This window comes from Streptosporangium brasiliense (assembly GCF_030811595.1).
Taxonomy (GTDB): Bacteria; Actinomycetota; Actinomycetes; order Streptosporangiales; family Streptosporangiaceae; genus Streptosporangium; species Streptosporangium brasiliense.
Window position 1 is genome coordinate 5,190,935 of record NZ_JAUSRB010000002.1, and the last position, 23,883, is coordinate 5,214,817.

Sequence of the window (23,883 nt, forward strand, 5' to 3'; positions counted from 1 at the left end):
CCCGGCTCGCGGGCGTGGCGCCCGGCGGGATCAGTCGTTGGCGTGCAGGGCGCTGTTGAGCTCCACACCGGTGCCCTTGCGGGCGACGACCTCGACGGCGCCGGAGGTGGAGTTGCGGCGGAACAGCAGGCCGGAGGAGCCGGAGAGCTCGGCGGCCTTGACGACCCGGCCGTCCGGCAGGACGACCTTGGTCCCGGCGGTGACGTAGAGGCCGGCCTCCACGACGCAGTCGTCGCCGAGGGAGATGCCGACGCCGCTGTTGGCGCCCAGCAGGCAGCGCTCGCCGATGGCGATGACCTGCTTGCCCCCGCCGGACAGGGTGCCCATGATCGAGGCGCCGCCGCCCACGTCGGAGCCGTCGCCCACGACCACGCCCGCCGAGATGCGGCCCTCGACCATGGAGACGCCGAGCGTCCCGGCGTTGAAGTTGACGAAGCCCTCGTGCATCACGGTCGTGCCGGTGGCCAGGTGCGCGCCGAGGCGGACGCGGTCGGCCTCGGCGATCCGGACGCCGGAGGGCATCACGTAGTCGACCATCCGGGGGAACTTGTCCACGCCGTAGACGGTCACCTGGCCGCGGGCGCGCAGGCGCAGCCGTACGGCCTCGAAGCCCTCGACGGGGCACGGGCCGTGGTTGGTCCACACCACGTTGCTCAGCACGCCGAACAGGCCGTCGAGGTTCAGCCCGTGCGGCTGGACCAGGCGGGTCGAGAGCAGGTGGAGGCGGAGGTAGGCGTCGTGGGCGTCGGCGGGCGCCTCCGACAGCTTGGCGATCCCGGTGTGCACCGCGACCACCTCCACCCCGCGGTCCTCGTCGGGGCCGAGCAGCGCGGCGACCGCGGAGCCGAGCGCCTCGACGGCCTCCTCCGGGGTCAGCCGCCGGGTGCCCGGCGAGGACGGCTCCCCCAGCTGGGGGGAGGGGAACCAGGTGTCGAGCACGGTCCCGTCGGGGGTGATGGTCGCGATGCCGGCACCGTGAGCGCCTGAGTTCTGTGCTGCTGTGTTCACGCCGACCAAGCCTAGTCAAAACCGGTGCAATGGCAGCACGCCGAGGGAGCGTTGGGCGTGTGCCGTGTCGCGGGGATCATTAGCGTGGCCGCCATGTTGCACGGCATCGATGTGTCGAACTGGCAGGGCGCCGTCGACTGGGACCACCATGCCAACAACGGGATCTCCTTCGCCTTCGCCAAGGCGACGGAGGGGAGCACCTTCAGCGACGCGTGGTTCGCCCGGAACTGGACCGGGATGCGGGAGAACTGGCTCGTCTGCGGGGCCTACCACTTCGCCCGCCCCGCCGGTGACCCGGAGAAGCAGGCGGCGCACTTCCTGGCGGCCGTGCGGCGGGCGGGCGGCCTGCACCGCGGCGACCTGGTCGCGCTCGACCTGGAGACCAACGACCACCTGCCTCCACGCCGGGTGGCCGGTTTCGCCCGCCGCTGGTGCCAGGCCGTCACCGCCAGGGCCGGGGTGCGGCCGGTGATCTACACCTTCCTGACGTTCGCGCTGAACGGCAACTGCGCCGGGCTGGAGGGCTATCCCCTCTGGATCGCCGCGCCCAACAACCCGCAGGGCAGGCCGGACGTGCCGGGACCGTGGAACAGATGGACCATCCACCAGCACTCCAACACCCCTGTGGACCGCAACGTCTTCCGGGGCACCCGGGCCGAACTCACCTCGCTGGGCTATCACCGGCGGCGTGATGCCTGAGATATCCCGTGACGGACACCGGTAGCATCGGTTGCTAGACCAAACGTCACCGTCTCTCAGGGAGCAACCGTGTCCGCCGCGCCAGAACTACGTATCACCCTCGCCGGAGCCGAGCGTGTGGTGGCGGAGGGCACGACGTACGGCGACGCGCTGCAGGCCGACGGCCGCTCCGTGGTCGCCGCCCGCGCCAACGGCGAGCTGAAGGACCTCGCGGCCCCCGTCGCCGAGGGCGACGTGGTCGAGCCGGTCGCGGTCGACAGCGCCGACGGCCGGGCGATCGTGCGCCATTCCACCGCGCACGTCATGGCCCAGGCCGTCCAGGAGCTGTTCCCCGAGGCCAAGCTGGGCATCGGCCCGCCCGTCGAGAACGGCTTCTACTACGACTTCGACGTCAAGAACCCCTTCACCCCCGACGACCTCAAGCGCGTCGAGAAGCGCATGCGCGAGATCGTCAAGCAGGGGCAGCGCTTCTCCCGCAGGCCCGTCTCCGACGAGGACGCGCGCGAGGAGCTGGCGGACGAGCCCTACAAGCTGGAGCTGATCGGCCTCAAGGGCGGCGCGAACGCCGACGACGGGTCCGATGTGGAGGTCGGCGGCGCCGAGCTGACCATCTACGACAACCTCGACCCGAAGACCGGCGACCTGTGCTGGAAGGACCTGTGCCGCGGCCCGCACGTGCCGACCACCCGGTCCATCCCGGCCTTCAAGCTGATGCGCTCCGGTGGCGCCTACTGGCGGGGCAGCGAGAAGAACCCGCAGCTCCAGCGGATCTACGGCACCGCCTGGGAGTCCCGCGAGCGCCAGGACGAATACCTCCACCTGCTGGAGGAGGCCGAGAAGCGCGACCACCGCAAGCTGGGCGCCGAGCTCGACCTGTTCTCCTTCCCCGACGAGCTGGGTTCGGGCCTGCCGGTCTTCCACCCCAAGGGCGGCGTGATCCGCCGGGTCATGGAGGACTACTCGCGGCGCCGGCACGAGGAGGCGGGTTACTCCTTCGTCAACACCCCGCACATCACCAAGGACAACCTCTACAAGACCTCCGGCCACCTGGAGTGGTACGCCGACGGCATGTTCCCGCCCATGGAGCTCGAGGGCGCCAACTACTACCTCAAGCCGATGAACTGCCCGATGCACAACCTGATCTTCAGGGCGCGCGGGCGGTCCTACCGCGAGCTGCCGCTGCGGCTGTTCGAGTTCGGCACCGTCTACCGCTACGAGAAGTCCGGCGTCATCCACGGCCTGACCCGTGTCCGCGGCCTGACCCAGGACGACGCGCACATCTACTGCACCCGTGAGCAGATGCGCGACGAGCTCAAGTCGCTGCTCAGGTTCGTCCTCGACCTGCTGCGCGACTACGGCCTCGACGACTTCTACCTCGAGCTGTCGACCAAGGACCCGGTCAAGTTCGTCGGCACCGACCAGGACTGGGAGGAGGCCACCGAGACGCTGCGCGAGGTCGCCGAGTCGGAGAAGTTGGAGCTCGTCATGGACCCGGGCGGGGCGGCGTTCTACGGGCCGAAGATCTCCGTGCAGGCCCGCGACGCCATCGGCCGTAGCTGGCAGATGTCGACCATCCAGCTCGACTTCAACCTCCCGCAGCGCTTCGAGCTGGAGTTCCAGTCGTCCGACGGCTCGCGGCAGCGGCCCATCATGATCCACCGGGCGCTGTTCGGCTCGATCGAGCGCTTCTTCGGCGTCCTGGTCGAGCACTACGCCGGCGCCTTCCCTCCGTGGCTCGCCCCGGTGCAGGTCGTCGGCATCCCGATCGCCGAGGCCCACGCGCCCTACCTGCAGGACCTGGCCAAGAAGGCCCGCGAGCGGGGTGTCCGGATCGAGGTCGACGCCTCCGACGACCGGATGCAGAAGAAGATCCGCAACGCGCAGAAGTCCAAGGTGCCCTTCATGCTCCTGGCGGGCGACGAAGACATCGCCAACGGCGCGGTCTCCTTCCGCTTCCGCAACGGTGAGCAGAAGAACGGCGTGCCGGTCGACGAGGCGATCAACGAGATCGTCGACGCGATCGAGCGCCGCGTCCAGGTCTGACCCGCGGCCGCGGGCAGGGCTCCGCGGCGAATGGTACGGCGGGCCGCCACAGGTGGCCCGCCGTACCTCTTCCGGCCTCTTTCGGCGCCTCTGCCGGCCGGGCAGGCGCCCGGGACGGCCGCCGGGCGGCCACCGGACCCGACGGGCGCCCGGAGCGCGGTCCGGGACCGCTCGCTCAAGGACCGGTGGCGCCGCGCGCAGGCCGCTCCCGGGGGCGGCGGCCCCGGCCGCGGGGCCACGCCCCGGGGCCGACGGCCCCGTCTCAGGACTCGGCGGGCGCCTCCGGGACGTCCTCGCCGGGCAGGCGGACGTCCTCCACGTCGACGTTGACCTCGACGACCCGCATGCCCAGCATGCGGCTGACCGTGCGGGCCACGTTGGTCTTGACCTCGTTGGCCACGTCCATCACCACGTGCCCGTACTCCGCGATGATCGCCACGTCCACCGCGACCGTGCGGTCCTGGACATGGGCACTCACGCCCGGGGTGCCGCGCCTGGCCCGGGCACCGGCGCGCCCGCGCACCGGCTCCACCGCGTCGGGCAGGTCCGTGCCCAGGCCGACGACGCCGGCCACCTCGAGGGCGGCGAGGGCGGCGACCTTCTCCACGACCTCGTCGGCCACCTTGATCCGCCCCTTGACCACGGCCGCGGCGACCGGCTCGGCCACGGCGACCGGCTTGGCGACCGGCTCGGCCACGGCGACCGGCTCAGTGACCGGCTCGACGACCGGCTCGGGGTCGGGAAGCGGGGGGACGGAGGAGATGGGGGGCGTGGACAGGCTCAGCGAGAACGGGCGGACGGTGGTCGTCTCAGCGGGAGAGTCGGTCTCCTCGGTGATGTCCTCGATGGAGACGTCGGTCATGGGGTGCTCCTCGGCTGTTGATGGTCACGCTCGCTGGGATTCTGCCGGAAATCCGCACCATTTGTCGGCTGAGGCCAATTAGAGGGCGTTATGGGGGGTCGTGCGGCGGCGGGCGGCCGGCCGTCCCGGGCGCCGCCCCCCGGCCCGGGCACCCCGCGCCGGACGGCCCGGTGGGGCCGCGCGCCCGCGGCGGGAGGCGCCAGAGCGGACGGATCCGCGTGGCAATATGCTGATCGCCATGAACGAAGAGCCAGCGGCGCAGCACGGGGCAGGGACGCCGGACGCGTTCGAAAGACTCTGGACTCCTCATCGGATGGCCTACATCAAGGGGACGAACAAGCCGACCGGCCCGGGTCCGGGCGACGGCTGCCCGTTCTGCGAGATCCCCAAGCTGAGCGACGAGGAGGGGCTGATCATCGCCCGCGGCGGCTCGGTCTTCGCGGTGCTCAACCTCTACCCGTACAACTCCGGCCACCTGATGGTCTGCCCCTACCGGCACGTCGCGGACTACGCCGACCTGGACGACGGCGAGACCGCCGAGCTCGCCGACTTCACCAAGCGGGCGCTGGCCGCCCTGCGCAAGGCCAGCGGCGCGCAGGGCTTCAACGTGGGCATGAACCTCGGCGGCGTGGCGGGCGCGGGCATCGCCGCCCACCTGCACCAGCACGTGGTGCCCCGCTGGGGCGGGGACACCAACTTCATGCCGGTGGTCGGCCACACCAAGGTGCTGCCTCAGCTGCTCCGCGACACCAGGGAGCTGCTGGCCGACTCCTGGCCCGCCTCGCCGTAGCCCACCGTGCCGTCGCGTAGGGCCTTGAGGCCCACCGACAGCATGAGCGGCACGCCCAGGGCCAGCGCCATCGACAGCACGGCCGCGCCCGAGTCGTTGACCAGCATCCCCACCACCCCGCTGACCAGGGTGCCGATCAGGCCGGCCTGCAGGGCGGGGGAGTGGGCGAACGCGGCGGGCAGCACCCCGGCGCTGGCCGCCCCGGGCCGCAGCAGCGCGTAGACCAGGAACGCGACCGCGGCGATCACGATCGGCATCAGGTTGGGGCTGAGCAGCGTCCCCAGCATCGCGCCCAGCTTGCGGCCGATGACCTCCATCGCCTCGCCGGTGAACACCTGGCCGACGAAACGGCCCAGGTGCGTCTGGGAGCCGGGCGGGCGCCGGTAGTCGAGGTAGGCGATGGCCATCACGGTGACGCCGCCCACCACGCAGAACGCGCCCAGCTTGACGATCGAGACCCGCCTGCCCGCGATCAGCAGCGCGGTCACCGCGATGCCGGGCACGAAGGCGATCACGCCGCCGAAGTCGCTGCCCACCCCCGGCCAGCCGCCCAGGATCATCGCCGAGCAGCCCATCACCGTCACGACGGCGACCGCCAGTGCCCTGCGGCCCCGGCCCGCCGGCCGGTGCGCGATCGTGGTGGCCAGCAGCAGCACCGAGGTGGCGAAGAGGGCGAAGGGGATGTTGCCCAGGCCGTAGTAGCGCGCGCCGACCACTGCGGTGTAGCCCATCACGCTGTTGAGCTGCAGGGTGGTCCCCGTCAGCAGGTCACCGGCGAGCACCGCCGCGGTGACCCCCGCCACGACGGCCAGCGGCCCGAGCGGGCGGCGCCGCCAGGGGCCGGCCAGGGCCAGCGCGGCCAGCGCGAGCGCCAGGACGACGATCCCGCCGACCAGGGCGGCCACCGGCGCCCCGCCGCGGTGCCAGGGGGTGAGGTTGACCAGGTAGGTCGACACGGGCACGGACGCGAGCGCCAGCGCGGCCACCCGGATCCCGCCGAGCCCCCGCCTGCGGCGCATCAGCAGGAACGCGGTCAGGTAGAAGACGACCTGGAGCACCGCGACGGTGGTGAAGAAGATCCCGCCCACCCGCCTGACCGTCTGCCCGGCCACGTCGGCGTCGACCAGCCCGGCCTTGGCCGCCTCCGTGCCGCCGGTCCGGTCCCCGCCCGCCTGCCAGGGCGCGCCGACCACGGAGGGCGGCGTGGGGATGCCCGCCGCCGCGAGCATCGTGGCGGTGATGTCCGGCAGGATCGTGATGTCCGCGCGGTGCGTGGAGGCCGCCCCCAGGGACCGGCCCGAGGCGTCGGCGGCGCGCATCATGGCCACCCGCAGGTGCGGCACCGGCCCGTGGTCGGCCAGCCCCGCCAGCAGCACGGTGGTGTCCCCGGGCAGCGCGTCCAGCACCGCCCCGGCCTTGGCGTCGGCCAGCCGCAGCGCGTCCGCCCGCTGCCCGGCGGTGAGCGCCTCCTCGGCCTCGGGCAGCCGCCCGCCGGCCACGTACGGCGTGATCAGGTCGTCGACGTCCACGGCGATCACCCGGCACTCGGTGAGCGCGCCCGGAGCGATCTGCGCGGGGGAGGGGGCGTAGTGGTCCACCTTCCCCGCCCGGTCGGCCAGCGCCAGCGCGGCGCCGGGGCCGACCGCGAGCGTGCACTGCCCGGCGGCGTGCACCGCCTCGCCGAGCGTCCCGGCGTTCTTCTGCCGGGCGACCTCGTGCAGGTAGGCGTAGCCGGGGATGACCGCGCCGGCCGTGCCGGGGTCGGGCGCCGGCGGGAGCCCGCAGCCGTAGCCGACCGCCGACCTGGTCCCGGCCGACACCGTCAGCCACCCGTCATAGGGGCAGGTCACCCGGCCGACCGCGCGGACCGACAGCGAGCCGAGCGCGCTCTGGCCGGCCAGCCGCCACAGGTTGGGGGTGCCCTCGGGGCTGAGGTCGCTCCACTGCAGGCCGGGGACGCCGATCAGCGCCACCCGCCCGCCCGCGGATGCGTCGGCCTGCGCCGCCGCCGGCCAGAACACACTCAGGACCAGCGCAAACGCGGCAAGCGTCCGCCTCACCGGTGACCTCCCCAGACCTCGCCCAAATGCTGGCACCGTAGGGGAACATTGTCCCTCCGTCCAGCGGATCCGATGATCGGCCCGGTGCCGGGCGCGCCGGGGCCCGGCGCCGGCTCACCTCAGGGGGCGGCCTTGACCGGCGCGCTCTCGTTGTGCAGGCGGTCGAGGGAGGTGACGAGATAGGCGCCGCCGCCCGCGGCGGCGAAGGTCTGGCGCTCGCCGCCCGCCGCGGGCACGACCGCCACCAGGTTGCGGGCGTCGGCGGTGGCGCACTCGCCGACCTTGCCGGAGGGGATCTGGTAGACCGCGTAGGAGCGGGCCCCGGCGGAGGACTTCCAGCTGAGCTCGGTGCCCTGGAGCCTTACCTCGGCGGGCTGGGCGGGGGCCTGGCCGCCGAGGTCCTTCATCAGGGGCAGCAGCGCCGGGTGGGAGTAGTGGCTCTTGACGATCCGGTCCAGCACGCCCAGCGGGTTGGTCAGCAGTTGCTTGGCGTTGAAGTAGATGTCGCCCTCGACCTGCTTGTGCTTGCGGTTCTGCGTGAGGTGGGAGGGCAGCTCGCCGGGGTCGGTCCAGGCGGGGGTGTCGGTGCTGCCCACCCGGTAGAGGGCCTGGCCGATGTAGAGCTGCACGCCGGTGCCCTTGACCTCCTTGGCCCACCACGGCATCAGCACGTCGTAGTCGGCGGCCTTGAACCCGCGCGGCCAGTAGAGCTGCGGCGCCACGTAGTCGACGGTGCCCTTGCGGATCCAGTGCCGGGCGTCGGCGTAGATGGCGTCGTAGGCGGACATGCCGCCGGTGGCCGAGCCGGTGGGGTCCTCGGACTTGTTGCGCCAGATCCCGAACGGGCTGATGCCGAACTTCACGTACTGCTTGGTCTCGTGCACGGCCTTGTCGACCTGGGCGATCAGCTTGTTGACGTTGCCGCGCCGCCAGTCGGCCAGGCTCTCGCCCTTGCCGTACTTGCGGTAGGCGGCGCCGTCGGCGAACTGCGCGCTCCCGGCCGGGTAGGGGTAGAAGTAGTCGTCGAAGTGGACGCCGTCGACGTCGTAGCGCTGGACGACGTCCTTGACGACCGCGGTGACGTGGTCGCGGACCGCGGGCAGGCCCGGGTTGTAGTAGACCAGGCCCGCGTGCTTGACGATCCAGTCGGGGTGGACGCGGGCCGGGTGGCCAGCCGGGAGCTTGTTCACCTCGCCGTCGTAGGAGGCGCGGTAGGGGTTGAACCAGGCGTGGAACTCCAGCCCGCGCTTGTGGGCCTCGGCGACCAGGAAGGGCAGCGGGTCCCAGCCGGGGTCCTTGCCGGCCCGCCCGGTCAGATACTGCGACCAGGGCTCCAGCGCCGACTTGTAGACGGCGTCGGAGGCCGGGCGGACCTGGACGAACACCGCGTTGAGCCGGCGCTTGACCGCGCTGTCGAGGATCCTGGTGTATTCGGCCTGCTGCTTGGCGACGGACAGGCCGGTCCGCGAGGGCCAGTCGATGTTCTTGACCGTGGCGATCCAGACGCCGCGCAGCTGCCGCTTGGGATAGGCCGCCCTGGGCTTGCACGACGCGGGCGCGGCGGTCGCGGCCCGGTCGGAGGGCGCGGCGGTCGCGGCGGGCACGCGCTTGTGGGCCGTGGGCTTGGTCACCGCGGCGTCCGGGCCGAAGGCGTAGGCGGCGCCGGTGGTGGCGACGGCGAGGACGGCGGCGGCGAGCAAAGGGCGTCCGGTTCGCATGGTTCCTCAGTGTGGCATCGGGACCGTGGTGCTTCGGCCGGAAAAAAGAAATCGTTTCGTGACGTCACCGTTACTTGGGTAACTTTTTGGGAGGCGTGATCCGGACGGTTCACGCCTCCCGACGGACGATCAACCGGCGACCTTGTCCACCAGATGGGGCGGGAGCGGTTCGTAACGCAGGAAGGTGCGCTGGAAGGTCCCCGTGCCGTGTGACATCGATCTCAGGTCGATGGCGTAGCGGGTGATCTCCAGCTCGGGCACCTCGGCCCGGACGAGGGTGCGGCCGACGCCGACCTGCTCGGTGCCCAGGACCCGACCCCGGCGCGACGACAGGTCGGACATCACCGCGCCGACGTGGTCGTCGGAGACCAGCACGGCCACCTCGTCGACCGGCTCCAGCAGCAGGGTCGGCACCTTCGCCGCGGCCTCCTTCAGCGCGAGCGCCCCGGCGATCTGGAAGGCCATGTCGGATGAGTCGACCGAGTGGGCCTTGCCGTCGTACAGCGTCACCCGCACGTCCACCATGGGGTATCCGGCCACCACGCCGCGCTGCATCTGGGTGCGCACGCCCTTCTCCACCGAGGGGATGAACTGGCGCGGCACCACACCGCCGACGATCTTGTCCACGAACTCGAAGCCTCCGCCCGAGGGCAGCGGCTCGACCTCCAGGTGGCAGATGGCGTACTGCCCGTGGCCGCCGGTCTGCTTGACGTTGCGTCCCAGGGCCTGGCAGCGGCCGCCGAAGGTCTCCCGGAGCGGGACCCGCAGGTCGACCTTCTCCACCTCGACGCCGTGCCGCTTGCTCAGCCGGTCCAGCAGGACGTCGGCGTGGGCCTCGCCCATGCACCACAGCACGAGCTGCCGGGTCTCGGCGTTGTTCTCCAGCCGGAGCGTGGGGTCCTCGGCGACCAGCCGCTGCAGGGCCAGGCCCAGCTTGTCGTCGTCGGCCTTGGACCTGGCCTGGATCGCGACCGGCAGCAGCGGATCGGGCATCGTCCAGGAGGTCATCAGCAGTGGCCGGTCCTTGTCGGAGAGGGTGTCGCCGGTCTCCGCGCGCGACAGCTTGGCCACCGCGACGATGTCGCCGGCCACGCATTTGGCGGTCGTCCGCTGGAGCTTGCCCAGGGGGGAGGACAGCGCGCCGATGCGCTCGTCCACGTCGTGGTCCTCGTGACCGCGGTCGGCCATCCCGTGCCCCGAGACGTGCACGGTCATGTCGGGGCGCAGCGTCCCGGAGAACACCCGCACCAGGCTGATCCGGCCCACGTAGGGGTCGCTGGTGGTCTTGACCACCTCGGCGACGAGCGGTCCGTCGGGGTCGCAGGTGATGCCGGCGACCGGTTCGCCGTCGATCGAGGTGATCTCCGGCAGCGGGTGCTCCAGAGGAGAGGGGAATCCCTGGGTGATGAGTTCGAGGACCTCCATCGCGCCCACCCCGGCCCCGGTGGCCAGCACCGGGTAGAAGCCGCCGCGCGCGACCGCCTTCTCCAGGTCGTCGATGAGGACCTTGGTGTCGATGTCCTCCCCGGAGAGGTAACGGTCCATCAGGGACTCGTCCTCGCTCTCCTGGATGATCCCCTCGATCAGGGCGCCGCGGTACTGCTCGATCTGGTCCTGGTAGGAGGGCCCAGGGGCGTTCTCGCTGCGGGAGCCGGTGGCGTAGTTGTAGAACTTCTGGGTCAGCAGCCCGATCAGGCCGTTCATCCGGCCGTTGGTGACCACCGGGAGATACAGCGGGGCCACGCCCTCGCCGAAGAGGTCCTGGCAGGCGGCGAGGGCCTCCTCGAAGTCGGCTCTCTGGTGGTCGATCTTCGTGATCACGACCGCCCGCGGCATCCCGACGGTCGCGCACTCCTCCCACAGCATCCGGGTCAGGCCGTCCACGCCCTCGGACGCCGAGACCACGAACAGCGCCGCGTCGGCCGCGCGCAGCCCGGCGCGCAGGTCGCCGACGAAGTCGGCGTAGCCGGGGGTGTCGAGCAGGTTGATCTTGATGTCGTTGTGGACCAGCGGGGCCACGGTCAGGTTCACCGAGCGCTGCTGGCGCACCTCCACCTCGTCGAAGTCGCTGACGGTGCTGCCGTCCTCGACCCGGCCGGGCCGCTGGACGGTCCGGGTGGCGGCCAGGAGCGCCTCCACCAGAGTCGTCTTCCCCGCACCGGAATGGCCGACCAGCACGACGTTCCTCACCATGTCCGGCCGGTCGGCCGCAGGCGCCCTCCCCGCGGCTCCCGCTGCCCCGCCGGTTGCTTTCTCTGCCACGTCGCCTCCCGCGTCGTTGCCGGAGCGCGGCCAGGTGCGGCCACACCCTCGGGTCCGCTGCCGCGTCCATACACCGCAAGGACGCGGTCTGTTCACCAAATACCCATGTGGCGGATATCACAAGAGGTCCAGGCCGATCCGCCTGCGGGGCGTTGGATACGCGCCCACATGCCGTTTGGCCTACGATCGGAGCGCGATGCTGAAACTTCTGCGCCCCGCCGTCACCCGAGTTCTGACCCCCCTGGGCAGGGCGCTTGCCCGCCGGGGGATCAGCCCCAACGTGGTCACCACGGTCGGCACGCTCGGCACCGTCGCCGCGGCCCTCTTCTTCTACCCCCGAGGAGACTTGTTCCCCGGCACGCTTGTGATCACGTTTTTCGTGCTGGCCGACCTTCTCGACGGGGTGATGGCCAGGATGACGGGGCCCGGCAGCGTCTGGGGCGCCTTCCTCGACTCCACCCTCGACCGGGTGGGCGACGCCGGGATCTTCTCGGGGCTGGCGATCTGGCTCACGGTGAGCGGCCAGTGGGTGCTGGCGGGGGTGGCACTGTTCTGCCTGGTCACCGGGGCGCTGGTGTCCTATGTCAAGGCCAGGGCCGAGGGCCTGGGCATGACGTGCGACGTCGGCATCGCCGAACGGCCCGAGCGCCTGGTCGTCGGGCTGGTCGCCACCGGCATCGCGGGTCTCGGCGTGCCCTACATCCTGGCGGCGGGGCTCTGGCTGCTCGCCGTCGCCAGCGCGGTCACCGTCGCCCAGCGCCTGCTGCACGTCCGCCGCCAGGCCGTCTCCGTCCCGCCCCAGACCCTCCGCTGATCGGGAGAGCGATGACCGACAAGCCGTCCCTGCAGGATCGTCTCGTCGCGGCCGGGTTCGGCGCCGGCTGGACGCTCGTGCCCCGCCTCCCCGAACGCCTCACCGCCTGGGCCTTCCGCGAGGCCGCCGACCGGCTGTGGAAGCGCCGCGGGGGGGCGGTGCTCCGGCTGGAGGCCAACCTCGCCCGGGTCAAGGGCGCCTCGCCGGGCGATCCGGCGATCCGGGAGCTGAGCCGCGAGGGCATGCGCTCCTACTTCCGCTACTTCCACGAGGTGTTCCGGCTGCCCTCCATGTCCGCCGGGGAGATCCTCTCCCGCGTGCACGTCGTCGGCGACGGGCCGGTCTACGACAACCTCGCCAAGGGACGCGGCGTGATCCTGGCCCTGCCGCACATGGGCAACTGGGACCACGCGGGCGCCTGGTTCGTCGCCAAGGGGCACCCGTTCACCACCGTCGCCGAGCGGCTCAGGCCCGAGTCGCTGTTCCACCGCTACACCGCCTTCCGCGAGGGGCTGGGCATGGAGGTGCTGCCGCTCACCGGCGGGGACGGCCACACCTTCGGCGTCCTGTCGCAGCGGCTGCGGGCCGGCCGGCCGATCGCGCTGCCCGCCGAGCGCGACCTGACCGCCAAGGGGGTCGAGGTGCAGTTCTTCGGCGCGGCCACGCGCATGCCCGCCGGGCCCGGCCTGCTGGCGGTGCACACCGGGGCCGCGCTGATCCCGGTGATCCCCTACTTCGAGGGGCGCGACTGGGGGCTGCACTTCCACGACGAGATCGCGGTCCCCGTCGAGGGCACCCGGAAGGAGAAGGCGGCCGCCGTCACGCAGGATCTGGCCACCGTCTTCGAGAAGGGCATCGCCGAGCGCCCCCAGGACTGGCACATGCTCCAGCGGCTCTGGCTCGAGGATCTGGAGCCGCGCGGATGAGGCGCGGGCGGGCCCCGCGGGACATGCGCGAAGACCCGCGGGACATGCGCGAAGACCCGCGGGACATGCGCGAAGACCCGCGAGACATGCGCGAAGAATGGTGAGGGGACGATGCGGCGCGACCGGGCCCGGCGCGGCGAGCGCGGCGGAGCACGCCCTCCGCGGAGCGGGCGAGGGGTGGTGAGGGAGCGATGAGGATCGGCATCGTCTGTCCCTACATGTGGGACGTTCCGGGCGGCGTGCAGGTGCACATCCGCGACCTCGCCGAGGCTCTGATGGAGGACGGTCACCAGGTCCAGGTGATCGCGCCGGCCGGCGACGACGCGTCGCTGCCCTCCTACGTGACCTCGGTGGGCCGCGCGGTCCCCGTCCCCTTCAACGGGTCGGTGGCCAGGATGTCGTTCGGTTTCCTGTCGGCCAACCGAGTACGCCGCTGGGTGCGGGAGGGCCGTTTCGACGTGCTCCACGTCCACGAGCCGTTCATCCCCTCGGTGGGGCTGCTGGCCTGCTGGGTGGCGAGGGGGCCGATCGTGGGCACCTTCCACGCCTCCTACGGGCGCTCCCGGGCCTTCTCGGTCGCGTCCCCGGTGATCACGAGCGCGCTGGAGAAGATCACCGCCCGGATCGCCGTGTCCGACGCGGCCAGGAAGACCCTGGTGGAGTTCATCGGCGGTGACGCCGTGCTCATCCCGAACGGGGTGACGGTCGGCCGCTACAGCGAGGCCGAGCCGCTGCCCGGCTGGGACACCGGGGAGGTGATCGGCTTCCTCGGCCGGATGGACGAGCCCCGCAAGGGCCTGCCGGTGCTGCTGGAGGCGTTCAGCCTGCTGGCGGCCGAGCGGCCCGAGCTGCGCCTGCTCATCGCCGGGCCCGGCGATGAGCAGGAGGTGCTGGGACGGGTCCCGGCCCGCTTCCACGACCGGATCGGCCTGCTCGGCATGGTCAGCGAGGAGGACAAGGTCCGCGCCTACCACTCGGTGGACGTCTTCTGCGCGCCCAACCTGGGCGGGGAGAGCTTCGGCATCGTGCTCACCGAGGCGATGTCGGCCGGCGCCGCGATCCTGGCCAGCGACATCCCGGCCTTCCGCAAGGTTCTCGACGACGGCCAGGCCGGGGCGCTGTTCGAGACCGGCGACGCCGGCTCGCTCGCCCGCGAGGCCGCCGCGCTGCTCGACGACTCCGGACGCCGGGCCAAGCTGTCGCAGGAGGCCCGCCAGGCCGTCCGGAAATACGACTGGTCCACGGTCGCCCGCGACGTCCTGCGTGTCTACGAGACCGTGGCCAGCACGGCCGGGGTGGAGGAGGACGACGCGCCGTGACCGCGACGCTGATCCTGCTGGTGGGCGCGCTCGTGCTGCTCACCGCCGTCTACATCTCCTGGCGGGCGGGCCGGCTGGACCGGCTCCACATCCGGCTGGAGCTGGCCCGCGAGACCCTGGACGCCGCCCTGGTGCGGCGGACCGCCGTCTGCCTGGAGCTGGCGGCCTCCCGTGTCCTGGACCCGGCGACGAGCCTGGTGCTGGCCGCGGCGGCCCACGAGGCCCGTACGGCGGGGCCTGAGGAGCGCGAGCACGCCGAGAGCGACCTGTCGCGCACCCTGCGGGCGGTGGCCGACCAGGAGCGTTTCCGCGACCGGCTGGCCGCCACCCCGGCCGGCCCCGATCTGCTGGAGGAGCTCGGCGCCGCGGTGGCCAAGGTGCTCTACTCGCGCCGTTTCTACAACAACGCGGTCGGCGTGACCCGCACCGCCCAGCGCCGCTGGCTGGCCCGCACCCTGCGGCTGGCCGGGCACACGGAGTATCCGGACTTCTTCGAGATCGACGACGCGCCCCCGCAGTCCCTCGCCGCCGAATAGGGTGCGTAACGGGGCCAGGTGTCCGGCAGGTGAATAGGACGCACACAAAGTGGGGTATCCGGCAAGTCGGGCAGAGGTAAGCTCTTGGGCGTTTCAGGGCCGATTTGAGGAGATGAGCCGTGCGGGTGCCCCGGATGATCGCCGTCACGCTGGCGGGAGCGGCCGTTCTCGCGCCGGCCGCGGCCTGTTCCTCGGACGAGCCCGCTCCTGGGAAGAACGCGCAGGCGGCCACCGCTCCGCCCGAGGCCGCGACCCCCACCCCGGAGCCGACCCACCCCTTCACGGGCCTGCCCGGAGCGGCCCGTAGGGCGGTGCTCGCGGCGAAGATCGAGAACACCTCGGCCGGCAAGCCGCAGCTCGGGCTCAAGAGCGCCGACATCGTCTACGTCGAGCAGGTCGAGGCGGGTCTGACGCGTCTCATGGCGATCTTCTCCTCGAAGATCCCGCCCAAGATCGGTCCGGTCCGCAGCGCCCGGATCTCCGACCTGCACATCGTGCCGCAGTTCGGCAAGCCGGCCTTCGCCTACTCGGGCGCGCAGACCAAGATGCTCCCCATCATCGCGCAGTCGTCGCTGTTCGACGTCTCCGACAGCAGGGCCCCGGGCGCCTACTTCCGCCAGCCCGGCCGCTACGCCCCCTACAACCTGTTCGCCGACACCAAGCGGCTGCTGGCCCAGGCGCCCAAGGCGAGCAGGGCCAAGGACGTCGGCTTCACCTTCGGCGACGCCCCCGAGGGGGGCGTGCCCAAGAAGGCGTTCAGCGTGAAATACCCGGCCGCCCGCTTCACCTTCGCCTGGTCGGAGCCGGCCGGCAAGTGGCTGATCTGGCAGGACGGCAAGAAGGACATGGCGGCCGAGGGCGGCCAGCTCGGCGCGCCCACGATCGTCGTGCAGTACACCAAGACCGAGCGCTCGGAGTTCCACGACAAGAACCAGAGCTACACGCCCCTGGTGCACAGCACCGGCAAGGGGAGCGCGATCGTGCTCCGCGACGGCCAGGCGTTCAAGGCCAGATGGTCGCGTGAGACGGAGGAGGACGGCACCGTCTTCACCACCGAGGCGGGGGATCCGATGAATTTCGCGCCCGGCCAGGTGTGGGTCGTCCTGGCCGCCCGCCGGCCGGTCATCCCCTGATCTCCCGGCCGCGCCCCGGTCCGGCGGCCCTTCCGGCCGCCGCTTCTCCCTCCGGAACGTCCAGGAACTCTGTCCAATAGCGGCAAGATGGTGGGTAAATGGGGACAAGATGGCGTGTAAGGGGAAGGTGGATCAGCACCTAACATGGAGGTGTGGTGGCCGCCCTCGCGGGCGGCCCGTGATCCGCAACCAGCCGTCGTGAGGTAGAGACCGTGTCCAGCAGCACGCCCGAAGTCACCGAGACCGCCGTCACCGGAACCGCCCGGGTGAAGCGCGGCATGGCAGAGATGCTCAAGGGCGGCGTCATCATGGACGTCGTCAACGCCGAGCAGGCCAAGATCGCCGAGGACGCCGGTGCCGTCGCCGTCATGGCGCTCGAGCGGGTCCCCGCCGACATCCGCGCCCAGGGCGGCGTCTCCCGGATGAGCGACCCCGACATGATCGACGGCATCATCTCCGCCGTCTCGATCCCGGTCATGGCCAAGGCCCGCATCGGCCACTTCGTCGAGGCCCAGGTGCTCCAGTCGCTCGGCGTCGACTACATCGACGAGTCCGAGGTGCTGACCCCCGCCGACTTCGCCAACCACATCGACAAGTGGCAGTTCACCGTGCCCTTCGTCTGCGGCGCGACCAACCTGGGCGAGGCGCTGCGCCGCATCACCGAGGGTGCGGCGATGATCCGCTCCAAGGGTGAGGCCGGCACCGGCGACGTCTCCAACGCCACCACCCACATGCGCAAGATCCGGGGCGAGCTCAAGCGCCTGTCCTCGCTGCCCGAGGACGAGCTGTTCGTGGCGGCCAAGGAGCTGCAGGCGCCGTACGAACTGGTGGCCGAGGTCGCCAAGACCGGCAAGCTGCCGGTCGTGCTCTTCACCGCCGGCGGCATCGCCACCCCGGCCGACGCGGCGATGATGATGCAGCTCGGCGCCGAGGGCGTGTTCGTCGGCTCGGGCATCTTCAAGTCCGGCAACCCGGCCCAGCGCGCCGCCGCGATCGTCAAGGCCACCACCTTCTACGACGACCCGGACGTCATCGCCAAGGTCTCCCGCGGCCTGGGCGAGGCCATGGTCGGCATCAACGTCGACGACATCCCGGCCCCGCACCGCCTGGCCGAGCGCGGCTGGTAAGAAATTTCGGGAAAGGCGACATCCGTGAAGGATGTCGCCTTTTCTGTGACCGGAAAAGTTCACTCCGCGGCCATGATCCTCCGCGAGGCTGGCGGGCGTACGCGCCCGATCCCCCTCGGAGGCCCCCATGTCCCGGCTCAGCCGACGTTCCTTCCTTGTCACCGGCATCGCGGCGGGAGCGGTGGCGAGCGTTCCCGCCGTGGCGAACGCCGACCCCGAACCCCCTGCGGAGAGCGCCGCGTCCCTGGCCTCCCGCGGCCTGCACGCCGACCCCTTCACCCTCGGCGTCGCCTCCGGGGACCCCGGCTCCGACGGCTTCGTCATCTGGACGCGGCTGGCGCCCCAGCCGCTGGCCGAGGACGGCCTGGGCGGCATGCCCGGCCGGCCCTTCCCGGTCCAGTGGCAGGTCTACGGTGACGAGGCCGGCAGCCGCGTCCTGCGGCGGGGTGTGGCCCTGGCGACCCCGGAGTGGGGCCACAGCGTCCACGTCGAGCTGGGCGGGCTCGCCTCCGACCGGGAATACTGGTACCGCTTCAAGGTGGGCCCCTACCTGTCGCCGACGGGCCGGGCGAGAACCGCTCCGCACCCGCTGTCCTACGGCTCCGGCCTGGCGATGGCCTTCGTCTCCTGCGCCCAGTACGAGCACGGTCACTTCACCGCCTACCGGCGCCTGGCCGAGGAACACCCCGACCTGATCCTGCACCTGGGCGACTACCAGTACGAGTACCGGCGCGACACCTACACCATCCCCGGCGGCAACGTCCGCCACCACGAGGGGCCCGAGACCGAGAGCCTGGCCAACTACCGCCAGCGGCACGCCCAGTACAAGGCCGACCCGGACCTGCAGGCCGCGCACGCCGCCGCGTCCTGGCTGGTCGTCTGGGACGACCACGAGCTGGACAACAACTGGGCCGACGAGGTGCCGGAGAAGCCCGAGGTCCCGCAGCCGAACTTCCTGGCCCGGCGCGAGGCGGCCTTCCGGGCCTACTACGAGAACATGCCCCTGCGCCGCGATTCGATCCCCCGGGGCGTCGACATGCAGCTCTACCGGCGGATCCGGTGGGGCAGGCTGGCCACCTTCCACATGCTCGACACCCGGCAGTACCGCAGCGACCAGGGCTGCGGCGACGGCTACAGGGACTGCCCGGCCGCCGTCGACCCCGCGCGCTCGATCACCGGCGACGCGCAGGAGCGCTGGCTGCTGGACGGCTTCCGCCAGTCGCGGGCGCAGTGGGACATCCTCGGCCAGCAGGTCTTCTTCGCCCAGCGCGACAACAACGCCGGGCCCGCCAAGATCACCAGCCAGGACGCCTGGGACGGCTACGTCGCCTCACGGCAGCGGGTCACCCGGGGATGGGTGGACGCCGGGGTGCGCAACCCCGTGGTGCTCACCGGTGACGTGCACGCCCACTGGGCCAGCGACCTCAAGCTCGACTACGACGACCCCACCACGCGCACGGTCGGCTCGGAGCTGGTCGCCTCCTCCATCACCACGGGCGGCGACGGGCGTGACTCCGACCCGAAGACCCATCCGTATCTGACCATCAACCCGCACCTGAAGTTCTACAACAACCAGCGCGGCTACGTGCTGACCCGGATCGGGCGCGAGCAGCTCGCCGCGGACTTCAAGGTGCTGCCGCAGGTCACCCGGGCGGGCGCGGCGGCGCACACCAAGGCGACCTTCGTGATCGAGGACCGGGTCCCGGGAGTCCAGCAGACCTACCTGCGCCCGCTCGACCCCTCGGTCAGCCGGATGCCCGAGGTGCCGGCGACCGACCAGATCCAGGAGACCGTGGACTGGGAGACCAAGCGTCCCTGACCGTCCCGGGGCGGCGTCCGGAGAGGGCGCCGCCCCCTCTCCGGAATAATACTTAGCCAGGCTAAGTTAGACTGGCTGACCATGACGACGGACGATCTGGCCCAGAGCCTTTCGAGAGAGCTGCGCCACCTGGTGCTGCTGCTGCGCCGTGTGGCGGCCGGACAGCCCCTCACCAGCCAGCAGTACGCCGTGCTGGGCTCGCTGGAGGGCGGCCCCCGCCGGATGACCGAGCTGGCCGAGGAGCACGGCGTCCAGCTGCCCACCATGACCGTGCAGATCAACCGGCTGGAGGAGCCGGGCCTGGTGACGCGCGGCGCCGACCCGGCCGACGCCCGGGTCCGCGCGGTCGAGCTCACCGAGGAGGGGCGCGCCCGCCTGGCCGCCGTCCGCCAGGCCCGCATCGCCTACCTGACCGGGCAGCTCGCGGCGCTGACGGCCGAGGAGCGCGCCGCGATCGCCGCCGCGCTCCCGGCTCTGGCCAAGCTCGGCGACATCTGACCGGACCCGCGGCCGGCGCCCTCGCCGCCGGCCGCGGACCGCGCGAGGACGGTCCGCGTCACGGAGAAACCCGCGCCACCGGACGGTCCGCGTCACGGAGAAACCCGCGCCACCGGACGGTCCGCGTCACGGAGAAACCCGCATCACCGGACGGTCCGGCGCCCGCGCCCGCCCCGCCCGAGAAGGAGTTCACCCCCATGTCCGCACAGAGCGGCGGCAGCATCCTGCGCCAGCCGATGTCCGTCTGGGCCACCGCCTTCGCCGCGGTCGTCGCCTTCATGGGCATCGGCCTGGTCGACCCGATCCTGCCCTCCATCGCCCAGGGCCTGCACGCCGGCCCCAGCCAGGTCTCCCTGCTGTTCACCAGCTACTTCCTGGTCACCGCCGTGGCCATGCTCGTCACCGGGTGGGTCTCCAGCCGGATCGGCGGCAGGTCGACCCTGCTGCTCGGCCTGGCCCTGGTCGTGGTCTTCGCCGCGCTGGCCGGCACCTCCGGCAGCGTCGGCGAGCTGGTCGGCTTCCGCGCCGGCTGGGGGCTGGGCAACGCCCTGTTCGTCGCCACCGCCCTGGCCGTCATCGTCGGCGCGGCCAGCGGCGGCGCCGAATCGGCCATCATCCTCTACGAGGCGGCCCTGGGCCTGGGCATCTCCATGGGCCCGCTGGTCGGCGCCGCCCTCGGCGACTGGAACTGGCGCGCGCCCTTCTTCGGCACCGCCTCCCTCATGGCCGTCGGGTTCGTCCTCATCGCGACCCTGCTGAGGTCCACCCCCAAGCCGGCGGTGAAGACCCGCCTGACCGCCCCGCTCCGGGCGCTGGCCCACGGCGGCCTGTCCACCACCGCCTTCACCGCGTTCTTCTACAACTTCGCCTTCTTCACCATCCTGGCCTTCACCCCGTTCATCCTCGGCATGTCGCCCTACGGCATCGGCGCGGTCTTCTTCGGCTGGGGCGCCTGCGTCGCGCTCTCCTCGGTCTTCGGCGCACCCTTCCTGCAGCGGAGGATCGGCTCGGTCCGGGTGCTCCACCTGTCCCTGGCGGTGCTGGCCGCCCTGCAGGTCTGCATCGCGCTGTCCGGCCACGTCGGGATCATCGTCTTCGTCGTCCTGTCCGGCATCCCGATCGGCCTGAACAACACGGTGTTCACCGAGGCGGCCATGGAGGTCTCCGACGCGCCGCGTCCCGTCGCCTCCGCCGGCTACAACTTCGTCCGCTGGACGGGCGGGGCGCTGGCGCCGTACGTCGCCACCAAGCTGGGGGAGGACGTCGCCCCCACCCTGCCGTACTTCCTCGGCGCGCTCTGCTGCCTGGCGGGCATGGCCGTCCTGTACGGCAGGCGCCACCACATGAGGAGCCTGGAGCGGGTGGACGCCGGCCACGCCCTCCAGGAGGCCCCCGCCGCGGCCTGACCCGGTTTGGGGCGATGCGCGGAGTGGCCATACGCTGTGAGGGCATTCCACGCACCTTGAAAGGACCACTGTGACCATCGCCCCGACGATCGGTGTGTTCGCGTTGCAGGGTGACGTGCGCGAGCACGTGCACTCCCTGGAGACGGCGGGCGCGAAGGCGGTAGCCGTACGGCGGCCCGGCGAGCTGGAGGCGGTCGACGCCCTGGTCATCCCCGGCGGGGAGTCCACCACGATGTGGAAGCTCGCCGAGACCTTCGACCTGCTCGAACCGCTCCGGCTGAGGATCAAGGGCGGCATGCCCGCCTACGGCTCCTGCGCCGGCATGATCATGCTGGCCGACCGGATCGAGGGCGGCATCGACGGCCAGCAGACGATCGGCGGCATCGACATGGTGGTCCGCCGCAACGCCTTCGGCCGCCAGGTCGACTCCTTCGAGGCCGACGTCGACTTCGCCGGCCGGGGCCCGTTGCGTGCGGTGTTCATCCGGGCGCCGTGGGTGGAATCCGTCGGTTCCGGGGTCGAAGTGCTGGCCCGGGCCGAAGCTGGGGATAGGATCGTCGCGGTCCGTCAAGGACCGCTGCTCGCCACGTCCTTCCATCCGGAACTTACCGGGGACGTCGGCGTGCATTCATATTTTGTTGAGATGGTGAGGGAGCTCTAGGCGATGTCCGGCCACTCCAAATGGGCGACGACGAAGCACAAGAAGGCCGCGCTCGACTCCAAGCGCGGCAAGCTGTTCGCCAAGCTCATCAAGAACATCGAGGTCGCGGCCCGGACCGGCGGCCCCGACCCGGACGGCAACCCGACGCTGTACGACGCCATCACCAAGGCGCGCAAGAGCTCGGTCCCGATCGACAACATCGAGCGTGCCCGCAAGCGCGGCGGCGGCCTGGAGGCCGGTGGCGCCGACTGGCAGACCATCATGTACGAGGGCTACGCCCCCGGCGGCGTGGCGGTGCTGATCGAGTGTCTGACCGACAACCGCAACCGCGCGGCCTCCGAGGTCCGGGTCGCCCTGACCCGCAACGGCGGCTCCCTGGCCGACCCCGGCTCGGTGTCCTACATGTTCAACCGCAAGGGCGTCGTGCTCGTGCCCAAGGGTGAGCTGTCGGAGGACGACGTGCTGACCGCGGTCCTCGACGCGGGCGCCGAGGAGGTCAACGACCTGGGCGACCAGTTCGAGGTCGTCTCCGAGGCCACCGACCTCGTCCCGGTCCGCAAGGCCCTGCAGGAGGCCGGGATCGACTACGACTCGGCCGAGTCCAGCTTCCTGCCGACGCTGAACGTCCCGCTCGACGAGGACGGCGCGCGCAAGGTCTTCAGGCTGATCGACGCCCTGGAGGACAGCGACGACGTCCAGAACGTCTGGGCCAACTTCGACGTCTCCGACGAGGTGCTGGAGAAGCTCGACGCGTGAGGTCCGGTGCGGCGCCCGTCTCTCCGGGGAGAGGCGGGCGCTCCGCCGTCTGATGCGGACTCCACGTCGTCCGCGACGTCTGTCCCCCAGGGGATGTTTGTCCCCCAAGGGCGGGGCAGATCACGCGGACGATGGGAAACCCTGATCTGATCTTCGCGCTGGCGGGCGCCGGCGCCCTGCTCGCGGCCGTCCTGCCCCGGCTGCTCAACCGCAGGCCCTTCTCGCTGCCGCTGGCCTGCCTGATCGGCGGGGCCCTGCTCTACCTGCTGCCGCTGGAGCTGCCCAGACCCGATCCGGTGGCCCACCGGGCCCTGGTCGAGCACGCCGCCGAGATCTGCGTGCTGATCTCGCTCATGGGCGCCGGGCTCGCGATCAACCGGCCCTTCGGGCCGCGCGGCTGGGCCTCCACCTGGCGCCTGCTGGGGTGGACGCTCCCGCTGACCGTCGTGGCGGTGGCCGCCGTGGCCTCCGCGCTGCTGGGCTGGCCCCCGGCGGCGGCGCTGCTGCTGGGCGCGGTGCTCGCCCCGACCGACCCGGTACTCGCCTCCGACGTGCAGGTCGGCGAGCCCGTCGACTCGGAGAAGGCCGACGACGAGGTCCGTTTCACCCTCACCTCCGAGGCGGGGCTCAACGACGGCCTCGCCTTCCCCCTGGTGTTCGCCGCCGTCGCGATGACGGCCACCGGGGGCCTCGGCTGGGTCGGCGGCTGGGCGCTGGTCGACCTGCTCTACCGGTGCGGGGCCGGCCTGGTCTGCGGGCTGCTGACCGGCAGGCTGCTGGGCCGGCTCTTCTTCCGCGCCCAGGTCTCCGATCTGCGCCTGGCCGAGCACCGGGACGGCTTCGTCGCGCTGGCCGCGACGTTCCTGGCCTACGGCCTCACCGAGCTGGTGCACGGCTACGGCTTCATCGCGGTGTTCGTGACCGGGTGCACGATCAGGGCCGCCGAGCGCACCCACGGCTACAACGGCGTGCTGCACGGCTTCATCGAGCAGATCGAGCGGCTGCTGACCGCCTGGCTGATCCTGCTGCTCGGCGGGTTCGTGGCGACCGGCGGCCTGGCCGCCCTCACCTGGCGGGGCGCGGCCGTCGGGCTGTCGCTGCTGCTGGTGATCCGGCCGCTGGCCGGCTGGGCCGCCCAGCTCGGCGGCCCGGCGGGCCCGCGCGAGCGCGGCGTGACGGCCTTCTTCGGGATCCGCGGCATCGGCTCGCTGTTCTACCTCGCCTACGCCCTCGGCCAGGCCGACTTCGGCGTGCCCGCCGAGGAGCTCTGGGCGGTGGTCGCCTTCACCGTGCTGGCCTCGCTCGTCCTGCACGGCGTCACGGCGACGCCGGTGATGCGGCGGCTGGACCGCCTGCGCGACAGGGCGGGGGCCGCGGACGCCGAGCCCGCCACGCGTCACCTGTAGACCTGTAGGGACCGATTCACCTGTGGTGACGATTCGCCTT

Annotated in this window: 20 protein-coding genes; 15 read left to right on the plus strand and 5 right to left on the minus strand. The window is 71.9% G+C overall.

The features are described from left to right. Window positions 1–30: 30 nt before the first annotated feature. Complete coding sequence (gene dapD, locus J2S55_RS32315) at window positions 31–1,008, minus strand: 2,3,4,5-tetrahydropyridine-2,6-dicarboxylate N-succinyltransferase (RefSeq protein ID WP_306868672.1); 978 nt, start codon at window positions 1,006–1,008, stop codon at window positions 31–33. Window positions 1,009–1,101: 93 nt separating this feature from the next. Here dapD and J2S55_RS32320 point away from each other — a divergent pair, with 93 nt between their 5' ends. Further along, window positions 1,102–1,707 carry a glycoside hydrolase family 25 protein gene (locus tag J2S55_RS32320; RefSeq protein ID WP_306868675.1) on the plus strand — a complete coding sequence of 202 codons (606 nt, stop codon included), beginning with the start codon at window positions 1,102–1,104 and terminating at the stop codon, window positions 1,705–1,707. Window positions 1,708–1,776: 69 nt separating this feature from the next. Then, window positions 1,777–3,750 carry a threonine--tRNA ligase gene (gene thrS / locus J2S55_RS32325; RefSeq protein ID WP_306868676.1) on the plus strand — a complete coding sequence of 658 codons (1,974 nt, stop codon included), beginning with the start codon at window positions 1,777–1,779 and terminating at the stop codon, window positions 3,748–3,750. A gap of 262 nt (window positions 3,751–4,012) precedes the next feature. On the opposite strand, the gene J2S55_RS32330 is transcribed toward thrS, so the two are convergent. After that, window positions 4,013–4,612, minus strand: coding sequence for an Asp23/Gls24 family envelope stress response protein (locus tag J2S55_RS32330; protein WP_306868678.1), 600 nt, complete (start codon window positions 4,610–4,612; stop codon window positions 4,013–4,015). A 238-nt stretch (window positions 4,613–4,850) separates the two neighbouring features. On the opposite strand from J2S55_RS32330, the gene J2S55_RS32335 reads away from it, so the two are divergent. Further along, complete coding sequence (locus J2S55_RS32335) at window positions 4,851–5,402, plus strand: HIT family protein (RefSeq protein ID WP_306868679.1); 552 nt, start codon at window positions 4,851–4,853, stop codon at window positions 5,400–5,402. Here J2S55_RS32335 and J2S55_RS32340 read toward each other — a convergent pair. The 3 genes from J2S55_RS32340 to J2S55_RS32350 form a co-directional block, all read right to left on the minus strand. After that, window positions 5,345–7,462: a hypothetical protein gene (locus J2S55_RS32340; protein WP_306868680.1), complete on the minus strand. Its 2,118-nt coding sequence runs from the start codon at window positions 7,460–7,462 to the stop codon at window positions 5,345–5,347. The two genes, J2S55_RS32335 and J2S55_RS32340, sit on opposite strands and share 58 nt — an antisense overlap. 119 nt (window positions 7,463–7,581) lie before the next feature. Continuing rightward, window positions 7,582–9,180 (minus strand): glycoside hydrolase family 10-like protein, encoded by a 1,599-nt coding sequence (locus J2S55_RS32345; RefSeq protein WP_306868682.1) that lies wholly within the window; start codon window positions 9,178–9,180, stop codon window positions 7,582–7,584. A 129-nt stretch (window positions 9,181–9,309) separates the two neighbouring features. Further along, window positions 9,310–11,442, minus strand: coding sequence for an elongation factor G-like protein EF-G2 (locus J2S55_RS32350; protein ID WP_306868683.1), 2,133 nt, complete (start codon window positions 11,440–11,442; stop codon window positions 9,310–9,312). A 196-nt stretch (window positions 11,443–11,638) separates the two neighbouring features. Here J2S55_RS32350 and pgsA point away from each other — a divergent pair, with 196 nt between their 5' ends. From pgsA to J2S55_RS32410, 12 genes are all read left to right on the plus strand, one after another. Continuing rightward, entirely contained in the window at window positions 11,639–12,256 is a 618-nt protein-coding gene (pgsA, locus tag J2S55_RS32355) for a phosphatidylinositol phosphate synthase (RefSeq protein WP_306868684.1), read from the plus strand. An 11-nt stretch (window positions 12,257–12,267) separates the two neighbouring features. Continuing rightward, window positions 12,268–13,182: a phosphatidylinositol mannoside acyltransferase gene (locus J2S55_RS32360; RefSeq protein ID WP_306868685.1), complete on the plus strand. Its 915-nt coding sequence runs from the start codon at window positions 12,268–12,270 to the stop codon at window positions 13,180–13,182. A 191-nt stretch (window positions 13,183–13,373) separates the two neighbouring features. Beyond that, window positions 13,374–14,501, plus strand: a complete 1,128-nt coding sequence (locus J2S55_RS32365; RefSeq protein WP_306868687.1) for a glycosyltransferase family 4 protein — start codon at window positions 13,374–13,376, stop codon at window positions 14,499–14,501. Further along, window positions 14,498–15,037 (plus strand): LemA family protein, encoded by a 540-nt coding sequence (locus tag J2S55_RS32370; RefSeq protein ID WP_306868689.1) that lies wholly within the window; start codon window positions 14,498–14,500, stop codon window positions 15,035–15,037. The genes J2S55_RS32365 and J2S55_RS32370 overlap by 4 nt, the downstream gene beginning before the upstream one ends. Before the next feature lie 119 nt (window positions 15,038–15,156). Continuing rightward, window positions 15,157–16,170 carry a DUF3048 domain-containing protein gene (locus tag J2S55_RS32375; protein WP_306868690.1) on the plus strand — a complete coding sequence of 338 codons (1,014 nt, stop codon included), beginning with the start codon at window positions 15,157–15,159 and terminating at the stop codon, window positions 16,168–16,170. A 212-nt stretch (window positions 16,171–16,382) separates the two neighbouring features. Further along, window positions 16,383–17,297 carry a pyridoxal 5'-phosphate synthase lyase subunit PdxS gene (pdxS, locus tag J2S55_RS32380; RefSeq protein WP_306868691.1) on the plus strand — a complete coding sequence of 305 codons (915 nt, stop codon included), beginning with the start codon at window positions 16,383–16,385 and terminating at the stop codon, window positions 17,295–17,297. A gap of 127 nt (window positions 17,298–17,424) precedes the next feature. Next, on the plus strand, window positions 17,425–19,116 hold the full coding sequence (locus J2S55_RS32385; protein WP_306868693.1) for an alkaline phosphatase D family protein: 1,692 nt from the start codon (window positions 17,425–17,427) through the stop codon (window positions 19,114–19,116). An 81-nt stretch (window positions 19,117–19,197) separates the two neighbouring features. Beyond that, entirely contained in the window at window positions 19,198–19,614 is a 417-nt protein-coding gene (locus tag J2S55_RS32390; RefSeq protein ID WP_306868694.1) for a MarR family winged helix-turn-helix transcriptional regulator, read from the plus strand. 197 nt (window positions 19,615–19,811) lie between these two features. Continuing rightward, window positions 19,812–21,020: an MFS transporter gene (locus J2S55_RS32395; RefSeq protein ID WP_306868695.1), complete on the plus strand. Its 1,209-nt coding sequence runs from the start codon at window positions 19,812–19,814 to the stop codon at window positions 21,018–21,020. Between the two features lie 70 nt (window positions 21,021–21,090). Further along, window positions 21,091–21,681: a pyridoxal 5'-phosphate synthase glutaminase subunit PdxT gene (gene pdxT / locus J2S55_RS32400; RefSeq protein WP_306868697.1), complete on the plus strand. Its 591-nt coding sequence runs from the start codon at window positions 21,091–21,093 to the stop codon at window positions 21,679–21,681. Window positions 21,682–21,684: 3 nt separating this feature from the next. Next, window positions 21,685–22,437 (plus strand): YebC/PmpR family DNA-binding transcriptional regulator, encoded by a 753-nt coding sequence (locus J2S55_RS32405; RefSeq protein ID WP_306868699.1) that lies wholly within the window; start codon window positions 21,685–21,687, stop codon window positions 22,435–22,437. 131 nt (window positions 22,438–22,568) lie between these two features. Next, window positions 22,569–23,843 (plus strand): cation:proton antiporter, encoded by a 1,275-nt coding sequence (locus tag J2S55_RS32410; protein ID WP_306868701.1) that lies wholly within the window; start codon window positions 22,569–22,571, stop codon window positions 23,841–23,843. Window positions 23,844–23,883 lie beyond the last annotated feature (40 nt).

Excerpts from the sequence above, each read along its gene's own strand:
- J2S55_RS32320 (WP_306868675.1), top strand. The coding sequence starts at position 1,102 with ATGTTGCACGGCATCGATGTGTCGAACTGGCAGGGCGCCGTCGACTGG.
- J2S55_RS32330 (WP_306868678.1), bottom strand. The coding sequence starts at position 4,612 with ATGACCGACGTCTCCATCGAGGACATCACCGAGGAGACCGACTCTCCC.
- J2S55_RS32335 (WP_306868679.1), top strand. The coding sequence starts at position 4,851 with ATGAACGAAGAGCCAGCGGCGCAGCACGGGGCAGGGACGCCGGACGCG.
- J2S55_RS32345 (WP_306868682.1), bottom strand. The coding sequence starts at position 9,180 with ATGCGAACCGGACGCCCTTTGCTCGCCGCCGCCGTCCTCGCCGTCGCC.
- pgsA (WP_306868684.1), top strand. The coding sequence starts at position 11,639 with ATGCTGAAACTTCTGCGCCCCGCCGTCACCCGAGTTCTGACCCCCCTG.
- J2S55_RS32360 (WP_306868685.1), top strand. The coding sequence starts at position 12,268 with ATGACCGACAAGCCGTCCCTGCAGGATCGTCTCGTCGCGGCCGGGTTC.
- J2S55_RS32365 (WP_306868687.1), top strand. The coding sequence starts at position 13,374 with ATGAGGATCGGCATCGTCTGTCCCTACATGTGGGACGTTCCGGGCGGC.
- J2S55_RS32385 (WP_306868693.1), top strand. The coding sequence starts at position 17,425 with ATGTCCCGGCTCAGCCGACGTTCCTTCCTTGTCACCGGCATCGCGGCG.
- J2S55_RS32390 (WP_306868694.1), top strand. The coding sequence starts at position 19,198 with ATGACGACGGACGATCTGGCCCAGAGCCTTTCGAGAGAGCTGCGCCAC.
- J2S55_RS32395 (WP_306868695.1), top strand. The coding sequence starts at position 19,812 with ATGTCCGCACAGAGCGGCGGCAGCATCCTGCGCCAGCCGATGTCCGTC.
- J2S55_RS32405 (WP_306868699.1), top strand. The coding sequence starts at position 21,685 with ATGTCCGGCCACTCCAAATGGGCGACGACGAAGCACAAGAAGGCCGCG.
- J2S55_RS32410 (WP_306868701.1), top strand. The coding sequence starts at position 22,569 with ATGGGAAACCCTGATCTGATCTTCGCGCTGGCGGGCGCCGGCGCCCTG.